This window comes from Paraburkholderia dilworthii, from assembly GCF_000472525.1.
Taxonomy (GTDB): Bacteria; Pseudomonadota; Gammaproteobacteria; order Burkholderiales; family Burkholderiaceae; genus Paraburkholderia; species Paraburkholderia dilworthii.
The window spans coordinates 444781-464691 of the sequence record NZ_AWZT01000001.1 but is presented as its reverse complement, the minus strand read 5'-3'; the positions used below and the strand labels follow the sequence as shown (position 1 = coordinate 464691).

Annotated in this window: 17 protein-coding genes; 7 read left to right on the top strand and 10 right to left on the bottom strand. The window is 61.4% G+C overall.

Annotated elements, in window-relative coordinates; all coding sequences use genetic code 11:
- Nucleotides 1–11 precede the first annotated feature (11 nt).
- Nucleotides 12–1595, top strand: coding sequence for a DHA2 family efflux MFS transporter permease subunit (locus F759_RS0102465; protein WP_027798436.1), 1584 nt, complete (start codon nt 12–14; stop codon nt 1593–1595).
- Between the two features lie 110 nt (nt 1596–1705).
- Nucleotides 1706–2620: a glutaminase gene (locus F759_RS0102460; RefSeq protein ID WP_027798435.1), complete on the top strand. Its 915-nt coding sequence runs from the start codon at nt 1706–1708 to the stop codon at nt 2618–2620.
- Nucleotides 2621–2772: 152 nt separating this feature from the next.
- Here the strand turns inward: F759_RS0102460 and F759_RS0102455 are convergent, their stop codons facing one another.
- On the bottom strand, nt 2773–3642 hold the full coding sequence (locus tag F759_RS0102455; protein WP_027798434.1) for an NmrA family NAD(P)-binding protein: 870 nt from the start codon (nt 3640–3642) through the stop codon (nt 2773–2775).
- 591 nt (nt 3643–4233) lie between these two features.
- Between F759_RS0102455 and F759_RS0102445 the strand changes: the two genes are divergently transcribed.
- The 5 genes from F759_RS0102445 (at nt 4234) to F759_RS0102415 (ending at nt 10568) form a co-directional block, all read left to right on the top strand.
- A complete protein-coding gene (locus tag F759_RS0102445) occupies nt 4234–5766 on the top strand; it encodes a N,N-dimethylformamidase beta subunit family domain-containing protein (RefSeq protein ID WP_027798433.1) in 1533 nt (510 codons plus the stop codon).
- 481 nt (nt 5767–6247) lie between these two features.
- Nucleotides 6248–6988 carry a helix-turn-helix domain-containing protein gene (locus F759_RS0102435; protein WP_027798432.1) on the top strand — a complete coding sequence of 247 codons (741 nt, stop codon included), beginning with the start codon at nt 6248–6250 and terminating at the stop codon, nt 6986–6988.
- 280 nt (nt 6989–7268) lie between these two features.
- Nucleotides 7269–8222 (top strand): GlxA family transcriptional regulator, encoded by a 954-nt coding sequence (locus F759_RS0102425; protein WP_027798431.1) that lies wholly within the window; start codon nt 7269–7271, stop codon nt 8220–8222.
- 44 nt (nt 8223–8266) lie between these two features.
- Complete coding sequence (locus tag F759_RS0102420; protein ID WP_027798430.1) at nt 8267–9571, top strand: flippase; 1305 nt, start codon at nt 8267–8269, stop codon at nt 9569–9571.
- 37 nt (nt 9572–9608) lie between these two features.
- Nucleotides 9609–10568, top strand: a complete 960-nt coding sequence (locus tag F759_RS0102415) for a glycosyltransferase family 2 protein (RefSeq protein ID WP_027798429.1) — start codon at nt 9609–9611, stop codon at nt 10566–10568.
- Between the two features lie 836 nt (nt 10569–11404).
- On the opposite strand, the gene F759_RS0102410 is transcribed toward F759_RS0102415, so the two are convergent.
- The 9 genes from F759_RS0102410 to F759_RS0102370 are packed head-to-tail and all read right to left on the bottom strand — an operon-like array spanning nt 11405 to nt 19874.
- A complete protein-coding gene (locus tag F759_RS0102410; protein ID WP_027798428.1) occupies nt 11405–12235 on the bottom strand; it encodes a GntR family transcriptional regulator in 831 nt (276 codons plus the stop codon).
- Nucleotides 12195–12635, bottom strand: a complete 441-nt coding sequence (hpxZ, locus tag F759_RS0102405) for an oxalurate catabolism protein HpxZ (protein ID WP_027798427.1) — start codon at nt 12633–12635, stop codon at nt 12195–12197. The genes F759_RS0102410 and hpxZ overlap by 41 nt, the downstream gene beginning before the upstream one ends.
- Nucleotides 12632–13297, bottom strand: a complete 666-nt coding sequence (locus F759_RS0102400; RefSeq protein WP_027798426.1) for a cysteine hydrolase family protein — start codon at nt 13295–13297, stop codon at nt 12632–12634. Before F759_RS0102400 ends, hpxZ begins: the two co-directional genes overlap by 4 nt.
- Before the next feature lie 5 nt (nt 13298–13302).
- Nucleotides 13303–14301 carry a formamidase gene (locus F759_RS0102395; RefSeq protein ID WP_027798425.1) on the bottom strand — a complete coding sequence of 333 codons (999 nt, stop codon included), beginning with the start codon at nt 14299–14301 and terminating at the stop codon, nt 13303–13305.
- Between the two features lie 3 nt (nt 14302–14304).
- On the bottom strand, nt 14305–15939 hold the full coding sequence (locus F759_RS0102390) for an ABC transporter ATP-binding protein (protein ID WP_084534184.1): 1635 nt from the start codon (nt 15937–15939) through the stop codon (nt 14305–14307).
- 2 nt (nt 15940–15941) lie between these two features.
- A complete protein-coding gene (biuH, locus tag F759_RS0102385; RefSeq protein WP_027798423.1) occupies nt 15942–16634 on the bottom strand; it encodes a biuret amidohydrolase in 693 nt (230 codons plus the stop codon).
- A gap of 45 nt (nt 16635–16679) precedes the next feature.
- Complete coding sequence (locus F759_RS0102380; RefSeq protein ID WP_027798422.1) at nt 16680–17606, bottom strand: ABC transporter permease; 927 nt, start codon at nt 17604–17606, stop codon at nt 16680–16682.
- The gene (locus F759_RS0102375; RefSeq protein WP_027798421.1) at nt 17599–18732 is read right to left on the bottom strand and encodes an ABC transporter permease; all 1134 of its coding nucleotides are present in this window, start codon (nt 18730–18732) and stop codon (nt 17599–17601) included. The genes F759_RS0102380 and F759_RS0102375 overlap by 8 nt, the downstream gene beginning before the upstream one ends.
- Nucleotides 18733–18776: 44 nt before the next feature.
- Nucleotides 18777–19874 (bottom strand): BMP family ABC transporter substrate-binding protein, encoded by a 1098-nt coding sequence (locus F759_RS0102370; RefSeq protein ID WP_027798420.1) that lies wholly within the window; start codon nt 19872–19874, stop codon nt 18777–18779.
- Nucleotides 19875–19911: the final 37 nt, after the last annotated feature.

Here is a 19911-nt window from a genome sequence, read left to right as displayed (position 1 = left end):
GGGAGAATGTCTTGAGCCAACCTACGTCCGCGGCGTCTTCCGCGCCTGCGTCCGCTCCACCCGCTCCGCCGCCGCTGCAAGGCGGGCAACTGGTGCTCGCGACCATCGCCGTCGCGCTCGCCACATTCATGAACGTGCTCGACACATCGATTGCAAACGTCGCGATTCCGACCATTTCTGGCAACCTGGGCGTTTCTGTCGACGAAGGCACTTGGGTCATCACCGTGTTCGCCGCGGCCAATGCCGTTTCGATTCCGCTCACCGGCTGGCTCACGCAACGCATCGGCCAGATCAAGCTGTTTGTCGGCGCGATCCTGATGTTCGTACTCGCCTCGTGGCTGTGCGGGATTGCGCCGACGCTGCCGATATTGCTGCTCGCGCGGGTTTTCCAGGGCGCGGTGGCCGGCCCGCTGATTCCACTGTCGCAAGCCATTCTGCTCGGCTCGTATCCGAAGGAGAAAGCGTCGACCGCGCTCGCGCTATGGGCGATGACCGCCACCGTCGGCCCGATTGCGGGTCCGGCACTCGGCGGCTGGATCACGGACAGCTACAGCTGGTCATGGATCTTCTACATCAACATTCCGGTGGGCCTGTTCGCGGCCGGCGTCACGTGGATGATCTATCGCACTCGCGAGTCGTCCACCCGCAAGCCGCCAATCGACGTGGTCGGGCTCGGGCTGCTGATTACGTGGGTGGCTTCGCTGCAGATCATGCTCGACAAGGGCAAGGATCTCGACTGGTTCGCCTCGCCGGTTATCGTCGTTCTCGGCATTACCGCGCTGATCAGTTTCGCGTTCTTTCTCGTTTGGGAATTGACAGAAGAGAACCCCATCGTCGATTTGCGGCTTTTTCGGGAGCGCAACTTTCTCGGCGGCACGATTGCGATTTCGGTTGCCTACGGCGTGTTCTTCGGCAATCTCGTGCTGTTGCCGCAGTGGATGCAGGAGTATCTGAATTACCGCTCAGTCGACGCCGGTCTCGTCACCGCGCCGCTCGGCATTTTCGCCGTGATTCTCGCGCCGGTGATGGGCCGCGTGCTGCCGCGCTCGGACGCGCGCGTGATCTCCACGATGGCTTTCGTCGGCTTCGCGATCGTCTTCTATATGCGCTCAAAGTACGTGATCGAAATCGACACCTGGCATCTCGTGATACCCACGCTATTGCAAGGCATTCCGATGGCGCTCTTCTTCGTGCCGCTGACCTCGATCATTCTCTCCGGCCAGCCGCCCAGCAAAATTCCGGCGGCGGCCGGCCTGTCGAACTTCGTGCGCGTGTTTTGCGGCGCGGTGGGCACCTCGGTCGCGGGCAACGCGTGGAACAACCGCACGGTACTGCATCATGAAAGGCTCACCGAACGCGCCTCCGTCGACAACCCCTTGTTCAATCAACAGATCGATTCGACGCAGTCGTTGCTGCATATGAACACGCAATCGGCACACGCGCTATTCGATTTCACCGTGAACACACAGGCGGCGATGATGGGCCTGAACGACATCTTCTATGTATCGGCGATCATCTTCATTCTGATCATTCCGTTGATCTGGATTACGCGGCCCGCGAAGGGTGGCGCTCAGGACGCAGCCGGCGCGCATTGACCGTACGGCGCGGACGTCGCCTGCGGCTCGCAAAAGCTGCGCGTGGCGCCCGCATGAACAACTTGCGGGTGCTTTCCCAGTAGAATCGCGGCTCCACTGGGTTGAGCCTTATGAACTACGCATCCGTCCTCGAACAGATCCATCGCGACTTGCGGCCTTATCTCGGCACGGGCAAGGTCGCCGATTACATTCCGCAACTGGCGACCGTTCCCGCCGACAGCTTCGGCATGGCGATCGTCACGGCATCCGGCGAAGTATTCACGACCGGTCAGGCGCACACGCGTTTTTCCATTCAAAGCATTTCGAAGCTATTCGCCTGCACAATGGCGTTCCGGCTGCTCGGGGACGAGTTGTGGCAGCGCGTCGGCCGCGAGCCGTCGGGCAATGCTTTCAATTCGTTGGTTCAACTCGAGGCGGAGCACGGCAAGCCGCGCAATCCGTTCATCAATGCGGGCGCGCTGATCGTGACCGACGTGCTATGCCGGCGCTTTGTGCAGGCGGAAACCGCGCTCGTCGAATTCATGCGGCGCTTAACAGGCGAAACGAGCATCGACTACGATTCGCGCGTCGCCCAGTCGGAGTTGCAGCACGCCCACCGCAATCGCGCGATGGCGCATTTCATGGCGAGCTTCGGCAATATGGAAATGCCGCCGGAAGTCGTGGTCGACGCGTATTGTCGGCAATGCGCGATTTCGATGAGTTGCGTCGAACTGGCGAAGGCGGCACTGTTTCTGACCAATCATGGCGTGGCTCCGTTCACCGGCGAGCGGATTCTCGACACGAGTTCCGCAAAACGTCTTTCCGCGCTGATGCTGACGTGCGGCACTTATGACGCGGCTGGCGATTTTGTTTACCGCGTTGGCTTGCCGGCGAAAAGCGGTGTGGGCGGGGGAATCGTCGCCGTGTTGCCCGGAGAAATGGCAGCGTGCGTGTGGTCGCCCGGACTCGATGCAAATGGCAATTCGCTAGCCGGCGTTCTCGCACTCGAATGGTTGACGACCTATACGGGACAGTCGATTTTTTAATTGCGAATGAGCGGCGGCGCACAGACATCGATAGAGGACTGTGGATTGAGGCAATGGAAAAAGCGCGGCGCCGCCTGACTTTGATTGGAGCTTTAATTGGAACCTTACGCCGCGCTATTCTTCGACCTGTGTTTCGCACCGCTCTGTACTGATCAACCAGCGCGCTTGACGAGTTCGGCCAGCACTGTCAGATAGCCGGTCTCGCCGATCACATGCTCATTACCACCTTCTTCGAAATCGATCCAGCCGGAGTTAAAGCCATCGATCATTTCGATGCGCGGCGCGGGCCAAGCCGTACCTTGTGCCTGGAACAACGCCTCCCATTGATCGCGCGGCACCGCTTGCGCTTTTACTTCGCGCTTTAGCACGCTGCCAAGCAGCGCCGCGATCTCGTGCTGGGTGTAGCGCTGCGGACCTTCTATTTCGATGACGCGTCGCCCCTGCCACGACTGGGCAAGCGTATCCGCGATAACCCGGCCGATGTCCGCCGTGGCGACCATCGGATAGGCGCGCTCTAGCGGTTGCAGAAAGCCCGGCATGACACCCGTCTCGCGCGCCGGCGCGATGTCCCACAGCGAATTTTCCATGAACCACGCGGGCCGCATGATGGCCGTGGGTAATGGCAGGTCCGCGAGCGCCTCTTCCAGAATATGTACTTGCGTGATGAGTCCCAGGCGGGACTCACGCTGACCGCCAACCGAAGACAATGCCGCAACGCGCTCGGGCCGTGCGTCGGTCAGCGCTTCTTTCAGTACAGCGGCTGCGGCATGCGCGTTCGGATAACCGGGCTGTGGCGCGAAGTTCGGCGCGATCATCACGAATACGCCGGCGGTATCGCGAAACGCCGCGGCGAGCGCATCGGCGTCTTCGAATGACGCAATCGCGACCTCGGCGCCGCGCTCCTTCCACTGCGCGGCCTTCGTCCTGTCGCGCAAGACAGCGCGGACTCGATGCCCTGCTGCCAATAAGGCGCGTGCTGCTGCGCCGCCCACCTGCCCTGTCACACCGGTAATTGCATACATGTTCGATCGCTCCTTGAAATGATGAATGCGGTAGTGCGACGTATTCTCATCGTTTAAAGCTCATTTCGCGAGAGCATCAATGTCATTTGTCCAATGACGAAACAGCATGTCCGTGTTTCATCGTTGTTGCGTATGAAACCAACACGCCCCATTTACCGGACAACGGTTCAACGTTTCGCGCCGCGTTCAACGCGGCTTACCTTGCCGTATTTATGCTTGGTTGCAATGCAACACATCGAACACATCAGTTGCGTCCGTCCTGATCGCTGCGGATAGGAGATCTTCCATGTGCGGAATCGTAGAAGCAGTGGCGCTCACGTAATCCATGCCGAACCACTACGGCAGTTTGTCGCCGATCCAGCACGTGGTGCTGTGGCAGTTGCATATCACACGGCCTGCGCGCGAGACACCGACGGCGGCAAGCCGCGCAATCCCGGGAAGTCGGTCACTGTCGAATGAGGCATAGCGCACAGATGCGCCGACAGTTTGCGCGTACAAGCAAACGGTTGCATGACGTTGGTCGTGCGTTGCAATGCAACCGGAACTCATCAAGTCAGCTACTGCCGGCTTGATAGCGGCGAGGAAGCGAGCATGCAGATCTACCCTATTCATCCGAGCTTTGTCGCGCAAGCGTGCTTCGAACTGGCCGTGCAGCCGAACAGGCGCTTTAGCATCGCCATTTATCAGCAACAGGACGACGACTCGCTGACGAGCCTGTGCGGTGTGGTCGTCGCAGGTAAGAACGGTGTGACGGCCACGTTGAAGGACGGCAAGTACGTATTCGAGTCGGCCGGCAATAGCGCGCCGATGCATTTCGACGAAGACTGGAACTGGCCGACCATCACCATCCGGCCGAACGTGTCGGGCTTGCGCAGCGGCGCGTATGTGGCGATCGCCTATGAAGTGGATGCCGACGGCAAGCCGACACAGGAAATCGGGCGGTCGTGCGCCGCGCACCGGCCGATATTCGCGGCACCACCCGAGAGCGACAGCATGGCGCTCGTCATCGCCCGTCCACGTACACCCATGGCGGCTCTTGCGTACATCATTCCGACCGCGACTTACCACGCTTATAACTCGATGGGCGGCGGCAGCTTCTACGATGACCGCGTTCACCGCTATCGTGCCGTGAACACGGTCAGCCTGCGTCGCCCGGGCGGCGGCCTCGGCGCCCTGCTCGGCGAACCGGTCGATCCCTATGACACGCGTTCGACCCGCCAGCAATTCGCTCATTGGGACGCGAAGTTCATCCGATGGCTGCGCAACGAAGGCATTGCCTGCGACTTCTATACGGACCTCGACCTGCATAGCGCGACCGCTCTCGATCTGACGCACTACCGCTGCATGCTGAGCGTCGGTCATCACGAGTACTGGAGCGAAGAAATGCGCGCACATGTCGCCTATTTCGTCACGCAAGGCGGAAAGGTTGCCGTTTTCAGCGGCAATACGTGCTATCGACCTGTGAGGTTTATCGGCCCGGATCCCGGTCAGCTCACTGAAATGCGCAAGCTCGCGGAGAACTGGGACGTGCTCAGAGAGCGGATTGACCTGGACCCTCGAGTAAGCGGCAATGAAAGCAACCTGATTGGACTGACTTATAAGCACGGCGGTGGCCACTGGGGTACGTGGTCGCGCTGGCGTCGGCGCTGGGTCAAGTGCGAGCGCCAGGCAATCGGCTTTACGGTCAGACGGCCGGAGCATTGGGTATTCGCCGGTACTCAACTGCAAAAGGGTGAGACGTTTGGCGCGGAAGATCGCCTTGTCGGCTATGAGGCCGATGGCATGCCGCCCGAATGGACTGACGATGCATTTGAAACGCTGGCGCTCACGGAGCGTCTTACCGGTTGGGAGATGGGCGGAACTTGCGCGATCGGCATATTCCGTCCGCTGCTGCGTGACGGCCGCCGCAGCGCGGGAGAAGTCTTTAACGTAGGCACGACTGACTGGGCTCGCGCGCTAATGGACACCGCCGCGAAGAGCAATGGCGTGGTGCAGCAGATCACGCGCAACGTCATTCGCAGATACACCGGACTCGAAGAGTCAAACGCATGGCAGCAGAACTCTTCGCAGCGCGAGGGCACCGACGCCGGAAGGGAAGCCGCACTACACACCGATGCCGGCTGACGTGATCGCGGTGTGCGCAATCAAAGTACTGACCGATGCACACCCGATGTTGTCCGACCGTGACACGGTCGAGCAATTCCACAACTACGAATAAAACTTATTTCCACCTAATTTGCATTCCTGCGTATATATGTCCACGCATTCTGCATGACGCACTCTTCTTGCCGAATTTCCAGTGCATTTACCGGCATTTTTTGGGTAATCAGGTTGAACTTTCCACGCCTCGGCGTTCGCGCTACTGCACTCAGCGGCATGCCTTAACGCAGGTCTGCGTTCTCAGCCAAGGTTGGCTGTTTGAGGCTGAATTTAGGTGAGCATGCAACTAGCCTTACAGCGTATCCTTTCATTCAATCCTGCACGAAGAAAGATTGCGTAAGCATCGTCCTCGTAGACGCTTCTTCGGCCTATGCCCATATAAAGCACTGTTACCTGACCGGCATCCAACCACTAAATCGTTAGATCTTGAACACCAGGAGACAGCATGAATAAACTCGGCCCCGCTAGTTGCCTCCTACCGATGGATAACGCGGCACAAGTACTACGTCTAATTAATACGAATGCACACATCGATATCGTTTCGAGCAATGATCTTCAGCCCCGCGAAGATGAAATGGATCTCGAAAGTCTCGCTTCCGGGGGCCCTGCGTCCATTCACCGCCGCGCACACGACGGCGCCGATAAATTGCAGATGCTCATTGCACCCGATACCGACGCGACGCTTGCATCCATTGTGAGATCCAGCCTGGATTGTCAAGATCTAATTGCGCCGGTATGGATCCTGGACCGCACAGATCATGGCGCGGTGATTGCGCGCCCTGCGGAAATACGCATCAGCTTTTTTCCATACGCAAGCCGCAGAGGTTCCGCAACGCCTGGCAAGCCGAATAGGGAAGACGAAAAGATTCACGCCTCGGCGCAATGGCTCACTGAAAACTGCGAGCACGACATTTCGATCGCCGATGTCGCTCAGGCCGCCGCAATGAGCGAGCGGACTTTTTTGCGCCGGTTTCGGCAGCAGATCGGCACCACGCCCTCGGAGTATTTGCTGAGGGCTCGTCTGGAGCGCTCGTGCCGGCTACTGTCCGAGTCCGATCTTCCTGTCGACAAGATTGCTCGCCGCAGCGGCATGGGTAACGGATCGCAACTCGCGAAGCTATTTCGCAAACGGTTCAGCATCTCGCCAACGGAATTTCGCCGCCGCATTCGCCCAGGTTCTGCCTGAGCGGGAGCAATCGCGGAAGAAGGCGGGGCGCATGGTCGCCGTCGTATCGATCGTATTGATTCCGGTACGGATCTTCTGGTCGATTGCCGGCGCTTTAAAAGCCGCAAAACGGCGCGGATGACGGCGTTTCAAGGAGCCGCGTGTTGGCGAAGCGCGACAAGCAATTGGCGGCTGTGCCGCCGATCAAGCGGACGTTGGCCGAATCCGCTGTCACTACAATTCAGCTATCGCCAAAACCGGCTATGTGCATTTGATAAATATATTTGGAGCCCTAATCGTGATGGATCTCGTTGAATTCTCAAGTTCGCGCGTAAATGAGAAACGCGACTATTCACAACTGCCGAAGCACATTGGCCTTCTCGTGTCGCAGAACTTCTTCACTGCAACGGCAGGGGCCATTGGGGATGCTTTCCACCTTGCCAACGCGGCCGAGTTGGCCCGTGGCGAGGAGGCGCCCTACCGGCTAACGGTATTGTCGGACCTTGGAGGCCTTGTCACCAGTTCGTGCGGAATCTCCATTGCCACCGAACAATTGAACCATTACAACATCAGCGACTTCCACGCATTCTTCGTGGCGTGCCGTGACGCAACGGTGACGACCGAGCCGAACGATCGCCTTCATTCGTGGATTACCCGGCAGGGCGCTATTGCATCGCTTCGAATCACGCAAGGTTCGAAGCTTGCGATGGTCTACAAGAACGCCTCCCGGCTGGCGGTGCCCGTCTTTCTATTCGACGACGATTTCGCGGCATCGCGCGCAGGCGGCGCCACACCGGCTGAGCTGGCCGTCTCGCAAATCGAGCGCGATCTGGGTCCGCACATTGCGCACAAGGTTGCCCTTGAACTCCAGACTAATGCGGTCAAGCCCACGAGCCCCCGGGAAGGCGACGCCAAATCGCTCACGACGGTCAGCAAGGTTCGAGAATCCGCGCGCTGGATAAAAGAAAACTACAGCAAGCCGATTTCCGTTGCGCAGGCAGCGGAATCTGCCGCAATGAGCAAACGCAATTTCCGGCGCCGTTTCAAGCAGGAGTTCGGCATGACGCCGTTGGAGTACCTGCTGCGTACGCGGTTTGAAGTTGTCCGCACAATGCTAAGTTCTACCAATGTTCCGATTGGAAAGATTGCACGGCGGTGTGGAATGGGCGACGGCAACCGCCTCGGCCGTCTTTTCAAGGAAAGGTATGGCATGTCGCCCACCGAATTCCGCGCGCAACGGCACCTGATCCTTTAGAGCGGCTTACGCAAGAAAGCCACCATTGCATCAGACCAATCGATATGACAACTCCGATTCGTAAGACGCTGCTTTATCTGATTCTGATTCAGGGCGGCAATTACATCGTACCGTTGCTGATGTTGCCGTATCTCGGCCATGTACTCGGCGCGAGAGAGTTCGGTGTATTGGCCTACTGTCAGGCTGTTGCGCAATACATGGTCTTGCTGACCGACTACGGCTTCAACTTCACGGCAACGCGGCTTGTGTCCGTCAGCCGCGGCGATCCACGCGGGCTGGCCGAGGTCTATACGAGCACGTCCGCCGCACGGCTCGTGCTCGTTGTGGCGGCACTCCTGCTGATCGTTGCAGGCGTGCTGTTCGTGCCGGACCTGCGGGAGCATATGGACGTGCTGGCCGCGCTGTTTCTCGGAATCGTCGCCAACGCCATTACGCCGATATGGCTGTTCCAGGGCCTCGAACGCATGCGCGCGCTAGTCTTGCCGACGTTTCTTTCACGGCTCGTCGGTCTGGCCTTCGTGTACGTCGCCGTGAAAGGTCCTGGAGATGCCGCGCTCGCAGCACTTGGCGTAAGTCTCGGGAATGTACTGCTGGCAGTTTGCGCGCTGTGGATTCTTCATCGCAATCGACTGGTGAAACTCGTCGGCACATCCACCAGAAAGATTGTCGAGGCGCTGAAGGACGGCTTTCCGTTATTTCTCTCTTTTGTATTGATCAGCTTCTATGTGAACTTCAATTCCATTCTGCTGAATTACTTTCACGGACCGGAAGTCGTCGGACAGTTCGCGATGGCGGACAAGATACGCGTGGCCGCGCAAGCCATGTTCATGGTGATCAGCCAGGCTTTCTATCCGCGCATCAGTCAATACCATGCGACCGATCCGCAAGCCGCGAGACGTCTGATGCGATTGGCAATGATCGCCGTGTTCTCAACCTCGATCAGCCTCTTTGTCGGTATCGAATTGCTCGCGGCGTGGGGCATCGAAACATGGATTGGTCCGCAATTTCATGCGTCGATTCCTCTACTCAGACTCGAGGCCGTATTGCCGCCGATCATCAGCGTCGCAGTCGTATTCGGCGATCTGGGACTGCTCGCTCAAGGACGGGCGCGCTCTCTGACCAATGTGTTTCTCGGCGCAACGGTTCTGCATCTTCTCTATGTCGTTCCACTGACCCGCTACGGCGGCGCTAAAGGAACGATCGTGGCCGTGATCCTGACGGAAGTGGTCGGCGCGGTGGCATTCGTGTGGCTGTATTTTCGCGGCGTCGCTCCTGCCTCCCGGGGCGCGGGCCTCATGCCGGTTACGTCGCCGGCGGGCCCCGAGGCACGCGGCGCGGATGCCGGTTGAGTTGCGGTTTTGTTTCGTCAAACAATCAAGGTGCCCTATGTCAGCTTTTTCCATCATCGTGCCGGCTTACAACGTGGAGAACTATCTCGACGATGCGCTCGCCAGCATCGCCGGTCAGTCCTTCACGGATTTCGAAGCGATCATTGTGGACGACGGCTCCACGGACGGCACCGCCGCGATTGCCCAACGCTATTGCGAAAACGACACGCGATTCCGGTACGTGTATCAGCCCAACCGCGGACAGTCCGCTGCGCGCAATCTGGGCACGTCGCTCACGACCGGCTCATATGTGTACTACATGGACAGCGACGACATCATAGACACCTATACGTTGAGCGTCTGTCATCGGGAATTCAGCGACCCCGAGGTCGACGCCGTCATGTTCGAAGCCGCAGTGTTTCCGAACGACGCCCCCATGTACAAGCAGGAAGTCAACGGCTATCGGCGGCCGCTGGGAAATGCGATGTTGTGGTCGGAAGAGTTCGTCGTCGAGTCGTTGCGGCAAGGGCGTTATTTCGTGTCGCCGTGCTGCTTCGTTGCACGGCGCTCGGCCATCGGAAACCTGCGCTTCATAGAAGGCATCGTGTACGAAGACAATCACTTTTTCGCCGCATTGCTGCTGCAGCAAAGACTCAAGCTCGCGGTGCTGAATCAGGCGCTATTCAAAAGACGCCTGCGAATGGATTCGACGATGTTCACCACCAAAACGCTGCACCATTACAACAGCATGTACCGGCTGCTCCACGAGATGTCGGAGTTGTCGTTCATTGCACTCGATCCACCGGCGCGCGCGAGGATCAAGCAGGAGATCATCGGCAAGACGCTGGGCGACTTGCATTTTGCAAGCGCACTGGTCGGCCCCGATCTGAAACTGCGGAGCATGAACGTGGCAGCGACGTGGTATGTCGCCACTCATATCTCGCCGCGGCTCTTTTCGGCGAAGCGACTGTTGCTCGCGCTCGTTCCGGAACTGTATCGGCTCAAGCCTGAACTTTGATCGAGCGGGATATGCCGGCGCCGCGACGATCGCTGCGCCTGCAAGCATTACGCGCGGAACATCCCAAGACCGCGCGGGCGGCCTCGCCATAGCAGGACTGAGCGAGCGCCATTAAGCGAACCGATGCGATCCGCGTCCACCCGACGCAACGCAGTGTTCTCGCACCCAGGTTCGCTGTCACGCCGCGCTCGCCTCAAATCCCAAGCACCGCCGCAACTGGCTGCCACCACTGCAGCGGGCGCCGGCTTGTGCCCGGTTTGCGTTATCTGCTATCGGGAGACACCAAAGTCTGCAGTGGAAAACGGTCAAAAGGCTGCAACCACTGTCGAAGTCCCAAGCACGAGAAAGGGTCAAAGTCTGCAGCAACAACCACGATCTTCGAGACGGTATCGATTCCAGCTCCGCAAAGTCTGCGGGATCGCCGGCCAACACTGCCTGTGAAGTCAACAATAAAAAGCGTTGCATCAAAGGCCTGCCGCGTCGCATCAAATAGGGACCGTCGCACGTGCGGGCATGGCAATGAACCATAGACGCCCTCGCAGGGAATTCAAGTTCGCGACTCGTAGACCACGTCGGGCAACTTACAAAATCGGCTCGGCTGCCCGCCGAAAGAACAATTTCATGCAAAATATCCCGAAGCAAATTTGTTCCTTGAAGCATGGACCGCCGCTTCAGAGGTCGGTGCGGAAGGAACAAAACTACGCGAACCGACGGTATCTGCCTGATGAGGACTCCGATCGCGCTCCGTTGCTGGCGCGCGTGCCAACCGTGCGGGAAGTCGGCTTCCGCGTTGCAGTGTACCCAGCGACCAAGTGTCTTGCCGGTTCGCCGTCACTTCAACTTACAAACGGCAACTTGCTGTCCCGCGCCTGCGCGAGCATCGAAAGGGTGATCTTGCGGACTTCGAGCCTGCTCTGCGTGACATGCGCGCGCAGCATAACGCCCGCTTCGGCGAGCTTTCCGCGTTCGATCAGCGTGAGCATTGTGGCGTGCTCGTTGTAGGTTGCGTCGGTGCGATGTGGTTTCAGGAAATCGAGTCGTCGCACGATGCGAATGCGCTCGGTCACTTCGTTGTGCACCCGTAGCATTTCGGCGTTGCCTGTCGCTTCCAGCAGCCCGCGATGAAAGCCTTCGTCGAGCCGGAACATGCGCGCCGGATCGGTTTCCCGTGCGTCGCGCGGCACGCACCAGATGCCCTTGAGTGCGTTGATCGCGCGATGGTTCGAGCCGCTCGTCACACGCTCTATGGCAGCCAGTTCGAGCACGATGCGCAGGTCGTACAGCTGATCGAGCCGCTCGAAGTCGATGTTGGACACTTTCCAGCCGCGCCGGAAGCCCACTTCCAGATAGCCTTCGCGCAGCAGACGGAACAGCGCGTCGCGCATCGGTGTGCGCGACACGCCGTAGTGCTGCGCGATGTCAGTCTCCGAGAAGCGATCGCCTGGAAACAGCCGGAAGTCGAAAATGTCGTGCTTGAGTTGCAGATACACCTGCTCGGCAAGCTGGTTAGCGCCAAACGCGACTTTTGACGCATCAGGCGCAACGTCGTCGGGTTCGTCGATCGGGTCTTTAGCTTCGGTCAGCCGGTTCCGTTCGATGACCAGTCTCCTGCAAATGCTCTCAACATTATTCGCGTTTCCCGTGGACGGCTTGTCCGTCGGGCACATCGATCTGACTCACGTGCGCCGCAACGACGATCCAGCCGCCGAACGGCGCATCGTGCGCGCCAAGCCGCGCCCACGACTGCATCTGACGGCCGATGAGCGGCGTCGCGTCGCTGGTGAACGTGGTGCTGACCGTCGCATAGTCGTGGCCGAACGTCGTCACGACCGTGCGATGCCGTCTGCGCGAAGCCGGCACCGGCACGCACGATTCACGCCACTCGCGAATCTCCTCGCCGCCGTGCTGGATTTCTGCAATTCCATAGCGTACCGTTTCCGGTGCGTCCCAGAACAACACGTTCATCGTGTCGATGTCGTTATCGACCAGCGCACGTTCGTAGGCTTCGAACACGGCGGTCACCTCGGCGACGATCGCCGGGTCGTTGATGACAGGCGGTGTGGTCAAGCGTCGGCCTCCAGCAATTGTTCGAGCGTCGCAGTCCAGCCGACGATACCGCCTTGAGAACGGGTCATCGCGAGCGTTGTTTCCTTGAACGCGGGAATGTAGCTCGCGGTCGCGTCTTCGATCACGAGACAGTCGTAACCGCGATCATTCGCTTCGCGCATCGAGGTCTGTACGCACACTTCAGTCGTTACGCCCGCAAACACGAGATGCGTGACGCCGCGCATCGCAAGCTCTTCGCCGAGCCGCGTCGCGTAGAACGCCCCCTTGCCTGGCTTGTCGATCACGAGTTCACCGTCAATCGGCGCGAGCGCGTCGATGATTGCATTACCCGGTTCGCCTCGCACGAGTATGCGTCCCATCGGCCCTTTGTCGCCGATGCGCGCGCTCGGCTGCCCACGCAGACGTTTCGCCGGCGGACAATCGGACAGATCGGGCACGTGCGATTCGCGCGTGTGCACGATGTGCCAGCCGCGCATGCGCGCGTGCGCGATGAGCCGCGCGACGTCCGGCACGATGTCCGCGAGCAGCGACACGTCGTTGCCGAGCGCCGCGCCGAATCCGCCCGGTTCGATGAAATCGCGTTGCATGTCGATCACGACGAGCGCCGTCTTCGACGGCTCGAACGCGAACGGCGACGGTAACGCCTGCTTGACGGTCGGCATGGCAATTATCTCTTGTAAGTGCGTTCCGGCGGTGCGAAGCCGCAAGGTGTGCCATCGGTCACGCGCACCTCGGCCTCCCAGGGCAAACGATATTCGCCGCGCACGATGTCATGCATGAACGTATAGGGGCAATCCTGCGCGCCGCCCTTCACCGCAACGTAGCCGCGATGTCCGAACTGATAGATGTTGTTTTCGACGCCCCAATGGATACGCGCCTCGCGCACGAGATCGGGCCGCATCTCGCAGACGATGACCTCGTCCGGGCGATGGCTGCCCTCCACCATCACCGTTCCGTCGAAATCGCAGAACATGCCCTCGCCCATCGAATCGAACGTGCCGTCGCTACCGCATAGACAGACGCTCGCCGTCTGCGCGAGGTTCTGAAACGCGTTCGACTGATTGGTGATGCGCCACGCGTGGCGAATCGGCGCGGTGTATCCCGCCGTGCGCAGAATGACTTCGGCGCCCTTGTAGGTGGCTTCCCGCGCCATCTCCGGAAACATGCCGTCGTGGCAGATGATGAGGCCGAGCTTCACGCCGCGCGGGCCGGTGCAGACTGGCACGCCGAGATCGCCCGGCTCCCACGGCTCGACCGGCACCCACGGATGCAGCTTGCGGTAGTAGAGCTGGATCACGCCTTTGTCGTCAATGATCAGTCCGCTGTTGTACGGATTGCCGCCTGGATTGCGCTCCATGATCGAAAAGCAACCCCAGATGCGGTGCTCGACGCACGCCGCCTTGAAGGCGGCCACTTCTGGTCCGTCGAGGCTGCACATGATCGCGTCGTCGGTGCGCATTGAAAGGCCATGCAAAGCGTATTCCGGAAACACGACGAGATCCATCGCCGCGTTGTTGCGCCGCGCCTTGCCGACCAGTTCCACCACGCGCTGCGTCTGCGACGCGAGCTGCGCGGGCGTTTCGACATTGGGATTCTGCAATTGCACGAGGCCGACTACGACGCCCGCGGGCGAGCGGTTAAGTCCGCCGAGTCCACTGGAACTCATCTGTCATGCTCCATGAAAGGCGGCGGAAGTGTCCGCCACTTCGGGTTGCCGATCGTCGCCGTGGCCCGCCATGTGGCGCCCGAGCACCACGCGGTCCGCGTGTTCCACGGCGGTTTCGAAAACGAGCCGCCCTTCCGCGATCACTGCGATGCGGTCGGCCAGTTCCAGCAATTCGTCGAGGTCCTCGCTCACCAGCAGCACCGCCGCGCCCGCGTCGCGGGCCGCTAGAATCCGTGTGTGAATATCGGCCACCGACGAGAAGTCGAGGCCGAACACCGGATTCGCGACAATCAGCACATCGACCGGCTGGCCCAGTTCGCGAGCCAGTACCGCGCGCTGCACGTTACCGCCCGAAAGCGTGCCGATCGCGCGCTCCGGCACCGGCGGCCGCACGTTGAACTCGGCAATGCGCTTTTCAGCGCGTTCGCGTAACGCGCGACGGTTGAGCCGCCAGCCGCCTGCGCGCAACGGCGCGCGATCGAAGTCGCGCAACGCGAGGTTTTCCGCGACGCTCAGATTCGCGACACACGCATTACGCAGCGGCTCCTCGGGCAATGCGAAGACTTTCAGGCGCGTCATCGCTTCGCGTGTCGCGCGGTACGCTTCTCCCTTCACGCGCATGTCGCCAGATTGCACGCTCCGCTGGCCGACCAGCGCCTCGATCAGCTCCTTCTGGCCATTGCCCGACACGCCCGCCAAGCCGAAAATCTGGCCCGCCCGCACGGCGAGCGACGCATCGCGCACTGCCACGTGTCCGCGATCGTCCACCACCGTCAGCGCCGACAGTTCGAGCGCCACCGGTGCATCGGCGACAAGCGGCCGGCGCGCAGGCCGCACGTCGTCGATGCCGGCTGCCGCGCGCGCGTCGAAACCGGCGTCGCTGCCCATCATCCACGAAGCGAGGCGGTCGCGGTCGGTGTCGCGCACTGCGCAACTGCCGACGAAGCGGCCCTTGCGCAGAACCGTGACGTCGTCCGCGTAGACCATCACTTCGCGGAATTTGTGCGTGATCATCAGTACGGTGAGATCACCGCGCGTGGCGAGATCGCGCATGAGGCCGAGAACTTCGTCCGCTTCCTGCGGCGTCAGCACCGAGGTCGGTTCGTCGAGAACCAGGAAGCGCTGACGCAGATACAGTTGCTTCAATATTTCGAGCTTCTGCTTTTCGCCGGCCGCGAGACTTGACACCGGCGCGTCGAGCGCCAGCCGGAACGGCATGCCGCGCATGAATGCGCCGAGCGCCTTGCGTTCGGCTTGCCAGTCGATTTTCCACGGCATCCCGCCACGCGCGAGAAGCAGGTTCTCTTCCACCGACAAACCCGCCGCCAGCGTGAAATGCTGGTACACCATGCCGATGCCGAGCGCCTGCGCATCGCGGGGCGAAGCAATGCGCACTTCGCGGCCGTCCGCGGCGATCTGGCCGCTGTCGAGCACGCCATAACCGACGAGACCTTTCACGAGCGTGCTCTTGCCCGCGCCGTTCTCGCCGAGCAGCGCGTGCACGGTGCCTGCGCGCACCTTGAGCGTCACGTCGTCGAGCGCACGGAAAGCGCCGAAGCGTTTGCTCGCGCCGAGCACTTCGATGCCAAGCGCTCCGGTGCGTGACGGCAACGATTTCATGCTGGCGAGCGTCGACATGATCAGCGTCCGAGCGCGGCAATCAGCGCGCTGGAATCCGACACCGTGCCAAACACGCCGCCCTGCATCAGCACCATGTTCAGTGCCGCGTCGTGATTGCCCTTGTCGGTCGCGCCGCAGCAGTCGGCGAGAACCGTGCATTCGAAGCCGCGGTCGTTCGCTTCGCGCATCGTCGTATGCACGCACACGTCGGTCGTGATGCCGGTCAGCACCAGATTGACGATGCCGCGCGTGCGCAGAATGAGTTCAAGATCGGTGGCGCAGAACGAGCCCTTGCCGGGCTTGTCGATGATGATTTCGCCCGGCAGCGGCGCTAGCTCCTCGATGATGTCCCAGCCGGGTTGCCCGCGCACCAGGATCTTGCCGCACGGACCGTCGTCGCCGATGCCGATACCGTCCGTGCCCGCCCGGCGGCTGCGCCAGCGCTTGTTGGCAGGAAGATCCGACAGATCCGGCCGATGTCCTTCGCGGGTATGGATGACGGTGAAACCCTGCTCGCGCATCGTTGCCAGCACGCGGCTGATCGGTTCGATCGGCGCGCGCGTCAGCGACAGGTCGTAGCCCATCTTGTCGACATAGCCGCCGATGCCGCAGAAGTCGGTCTGCATGTCGATGATGATGAGCGCCGTATTGTCGGCGCGCAGCGCGCCGTCGAAGGGCCACGGATACGGTCGGGCTTCGATGAAACAGGTCATGTGGACTCCGGGTAGACGAAATGTAGGTGGATCGCTTCGGCGGTTTCAGCGCGTGAGACTCAGTTCGCCGGGCGCACCTGCGAGCGTGCGATCCTGCCGACAGTTGACGATCATGATTGCCAGTGTGAGGACGTACGGCGCGGCGTTGAACAGGTAGTAGCCGCTCGTCACGCCGATCGCCTGCAGCGCGGGGCCGAGTGCGCCGGCCGCGCCGAACAGCAGCGCCGCCCACAGACAGCGCAGCGGCTGCCAGCGCGCGAAGATCACGAGCGCGACGGCCATCAACCCCTGGCCGCTCGACAGGCCTTCATTCCAGCTGCCCGGATAAACGAGCGACAGATACGCGCCGCCGACGCCCGCGAAAAAGCCGCCGACCGCCGTCGCCGCGATGCGTACGCGTGTGATCGGATAGCCCATCGCCCGCGCGCTCTCCGCGTTGTCGCCGACGAGCCGCAGCGTCATGCCCCAGCGTGTGGAGCGCAAACCCCACTGCAGAACGAATGCAAGCGCGACGCCTATCAGGAACAGTGGATTCAAGTGCAGCGCGTTATGCAATTGCGGCGATGCGCTCCACGCGCCGAAGTCGAACGAGCGCAGCATTGCCGCCTGCGGCTCGATGAACGGCTTGCCGAGATAGAACGCGAGGCCGGTGCCGAACAGCATCAACGCGATACCGAACGCGATGTCGGACACGCGCGGCAGCGAGCAGATGAGTCCGTGCAGGCAGCCGAGCAGCAGGCCCGCGCATCCGGCAATCAGCACGCCGAGCCACGGCGAACCGGTCAGATACGAGCCTGCGTAACCGCTCATCGCGCCCGACACGAGAATGCCTTCGAGCCCGAGATTCACGCGGCCGCCCTTCTCGGTCAGGCATTCACCGAGGCTCACGAACAGATACGGCGTGCTGACGCGAATCGCGCCCGCCAGGAGCGAGAGCAGCAGCACGGCAACGGGCGAGTGCAGATCAGGCATGAGTTTGCTCCAGCGGATGCGGCACTTCGGATTGCGCGAGCGCCTGCAACTTCACGCGCCACGCGGCGAGCCGGCCGCCGAGCGCTTCCCACGCGAGCAGGTTCGCGAACAGCAGCCCTTGCAAGACGAGCGTGGTCGCGTCGGGCAGATCGAGGCGGCGTTGCAGCAGACTGCCGCTCGCCTCGATGCCGCCAATCATCAGAGCGCATGCGATGATCGCGAGCGGATTTTGCCGTGCAGCGAATGCGACGAGGATGCCCGCGTAGCCGTAACCTGCGAGCAGCGACGCGTTCGCGCTACCCTGCACCGCCGAAACTTCGAACATGCCGGCGAGTCCCGCGGCGGCGCCGCCGAGGACGCATGCGCTCAGCGCGAGCGAGTTGACTGGCAGGCCGACGAGGCGTGCGGCGCGCGCGTTGCCGCCCATCACGCGCATCGCGAAACCCTTGGTGCTGTGACGCACGAAGATCCACGCTCCGACGCACGCGAGCGCGCCCCAGAAGAGTCCCCAATGCACGTCGAGTCCTGGCAGCGAGCCGATCGTGAACGCATCGGGCAGCGGCAGCGTCGACGGCTTGTTCAGGCTCGCCGGATCGCGCAACGGCCCTTCGACCAGATGCTTGAACAACGCAATCGCGATATACGACATCAGCAGCGAGCTGATGGTCTCGTTTACGCCGCGCCACTGCCGCAACGCGCCGACCGTGCCGATCCACGCACCGCCGGCGATCATGCCCGCCAGCGCCATCGCGGGCGTCGCGACGAACCACGGCGTGCCGTGCGGCAGCAGTTGCGGCGTGACCGCCGCAGCGAGTCCGCCAAACGCGAGCGCTCCCTCGCCGCCGATCACGATTAGGCCGACCTGCGCAGGCAGCGCCACGCACAGCGCGGTGAGCATCAACGGCGCGGCGCGCAGCAGCGTGCTCTGCCACGCGAACGCCGAGCCGAATGCGCCTTGCACGATCAGCACGATCGCCTCTCCCGCGGGCTGGCCCTGCACGAGCAGAAAGATCGCGAACAGCAGCAGTGAGCCGGCGAGCGCCGCGAGCGTCGGCAGTGCGGGCAGCACGCCGAGCAGCGCGCGGGCAAGACCGGGCGACGTCACCGTGGAAGCATGAGCACGCATTGTCTCTCCTTCAGTTGCGCGAATTGCGCTGTCAGCACGCGGGATCAGATCTGGCCCACCACGCCCGCGACGAGATAATTCATGCTTTCGAGCGTGATGTCGGTCTGCGCGTAGGCCGTGGCGGACGCGATCGCGCTGCCGCCCTTGTTGTCCTTCAGCGGGCCCCTGAAGATGACGAACTGGCCGGCCATCATCTGCGTCCTCACGGCGTCGGCCTTGGTCTTCGCGGCGGCCGTCACTTTGGCGCCATAGGGCGACATCTTCACGAAACCTTCCTTGAGGCCGCCGCGCAGAATGTTCGGCTGCGGCGTGCCGCTCTGCGCGTCAGTGACGAGCGTTTTGTACGGCGTCGCCCAGTCCCACTCGGCGCCCGTCAAATATCCCTTTGGCGCGAGCGCCGCCTGGCTGGCGTGGTAGCCGCAGCTCATCGCGCCGCGCTTCTCCGCCGTTTCGATGACGACCTTCGGACCGTCGACGTGGCAGGTCAGGACGTCGCAACCCTGATCGACGAGACTGTTGGTCGCTTCGGCTTCCTTGACCGGCATCGACCAGTCGCCCGTGAAAATGACGTGTGTCGTAATGGACGGATCGACCGACTGCGCGCCGAGCGTGAACGCGTTGATGTTGCGCAGCACCTGCGGAATCGGCTTGGCCGCGACGAAACCGAGCTTCTTGCTCTTGCTCATGTGGCCGGCGACAACGCCGTTCAGGTACTGACATTCGTCGATGTAGCCGAAGTAGCTCGCGATGTTCGACGGGTTGCCCTGCTTCCAGAGGCCGCCGCAATGCGCGAAACGCACTTTCGGATACCTAGCCGCCATCTTAAGCACGTGCGGATCGAAGTAGCCGAACGAGGTGGCGAAAACGAGCGTCGCGCCGTCCTGCTCGATCATTGCTTCCATCGACTTCTGCGCGGCCACCGTTTCCGGCACATTCTCTTCTTCGACCACCTTCACGTTCGGCATCTTCTTGATGACCGCGGCCGCCTGGGCCTGCGCCTGGTTGTAGCCATAATCGCCCTTCGAACCGACGTAGATCACGCCGACGGTGAGCTTTTCGGCAGCGAACACGCTTTCGAACGGCAGCAGGCTGCCGAGCGCGAGGGCGCCCGCCTGCTTGATGAAGTCGCGACGTTGAGTCATGGTGTGGTTTCCCTAAGTTGGTCGTTCACTGCGTTCT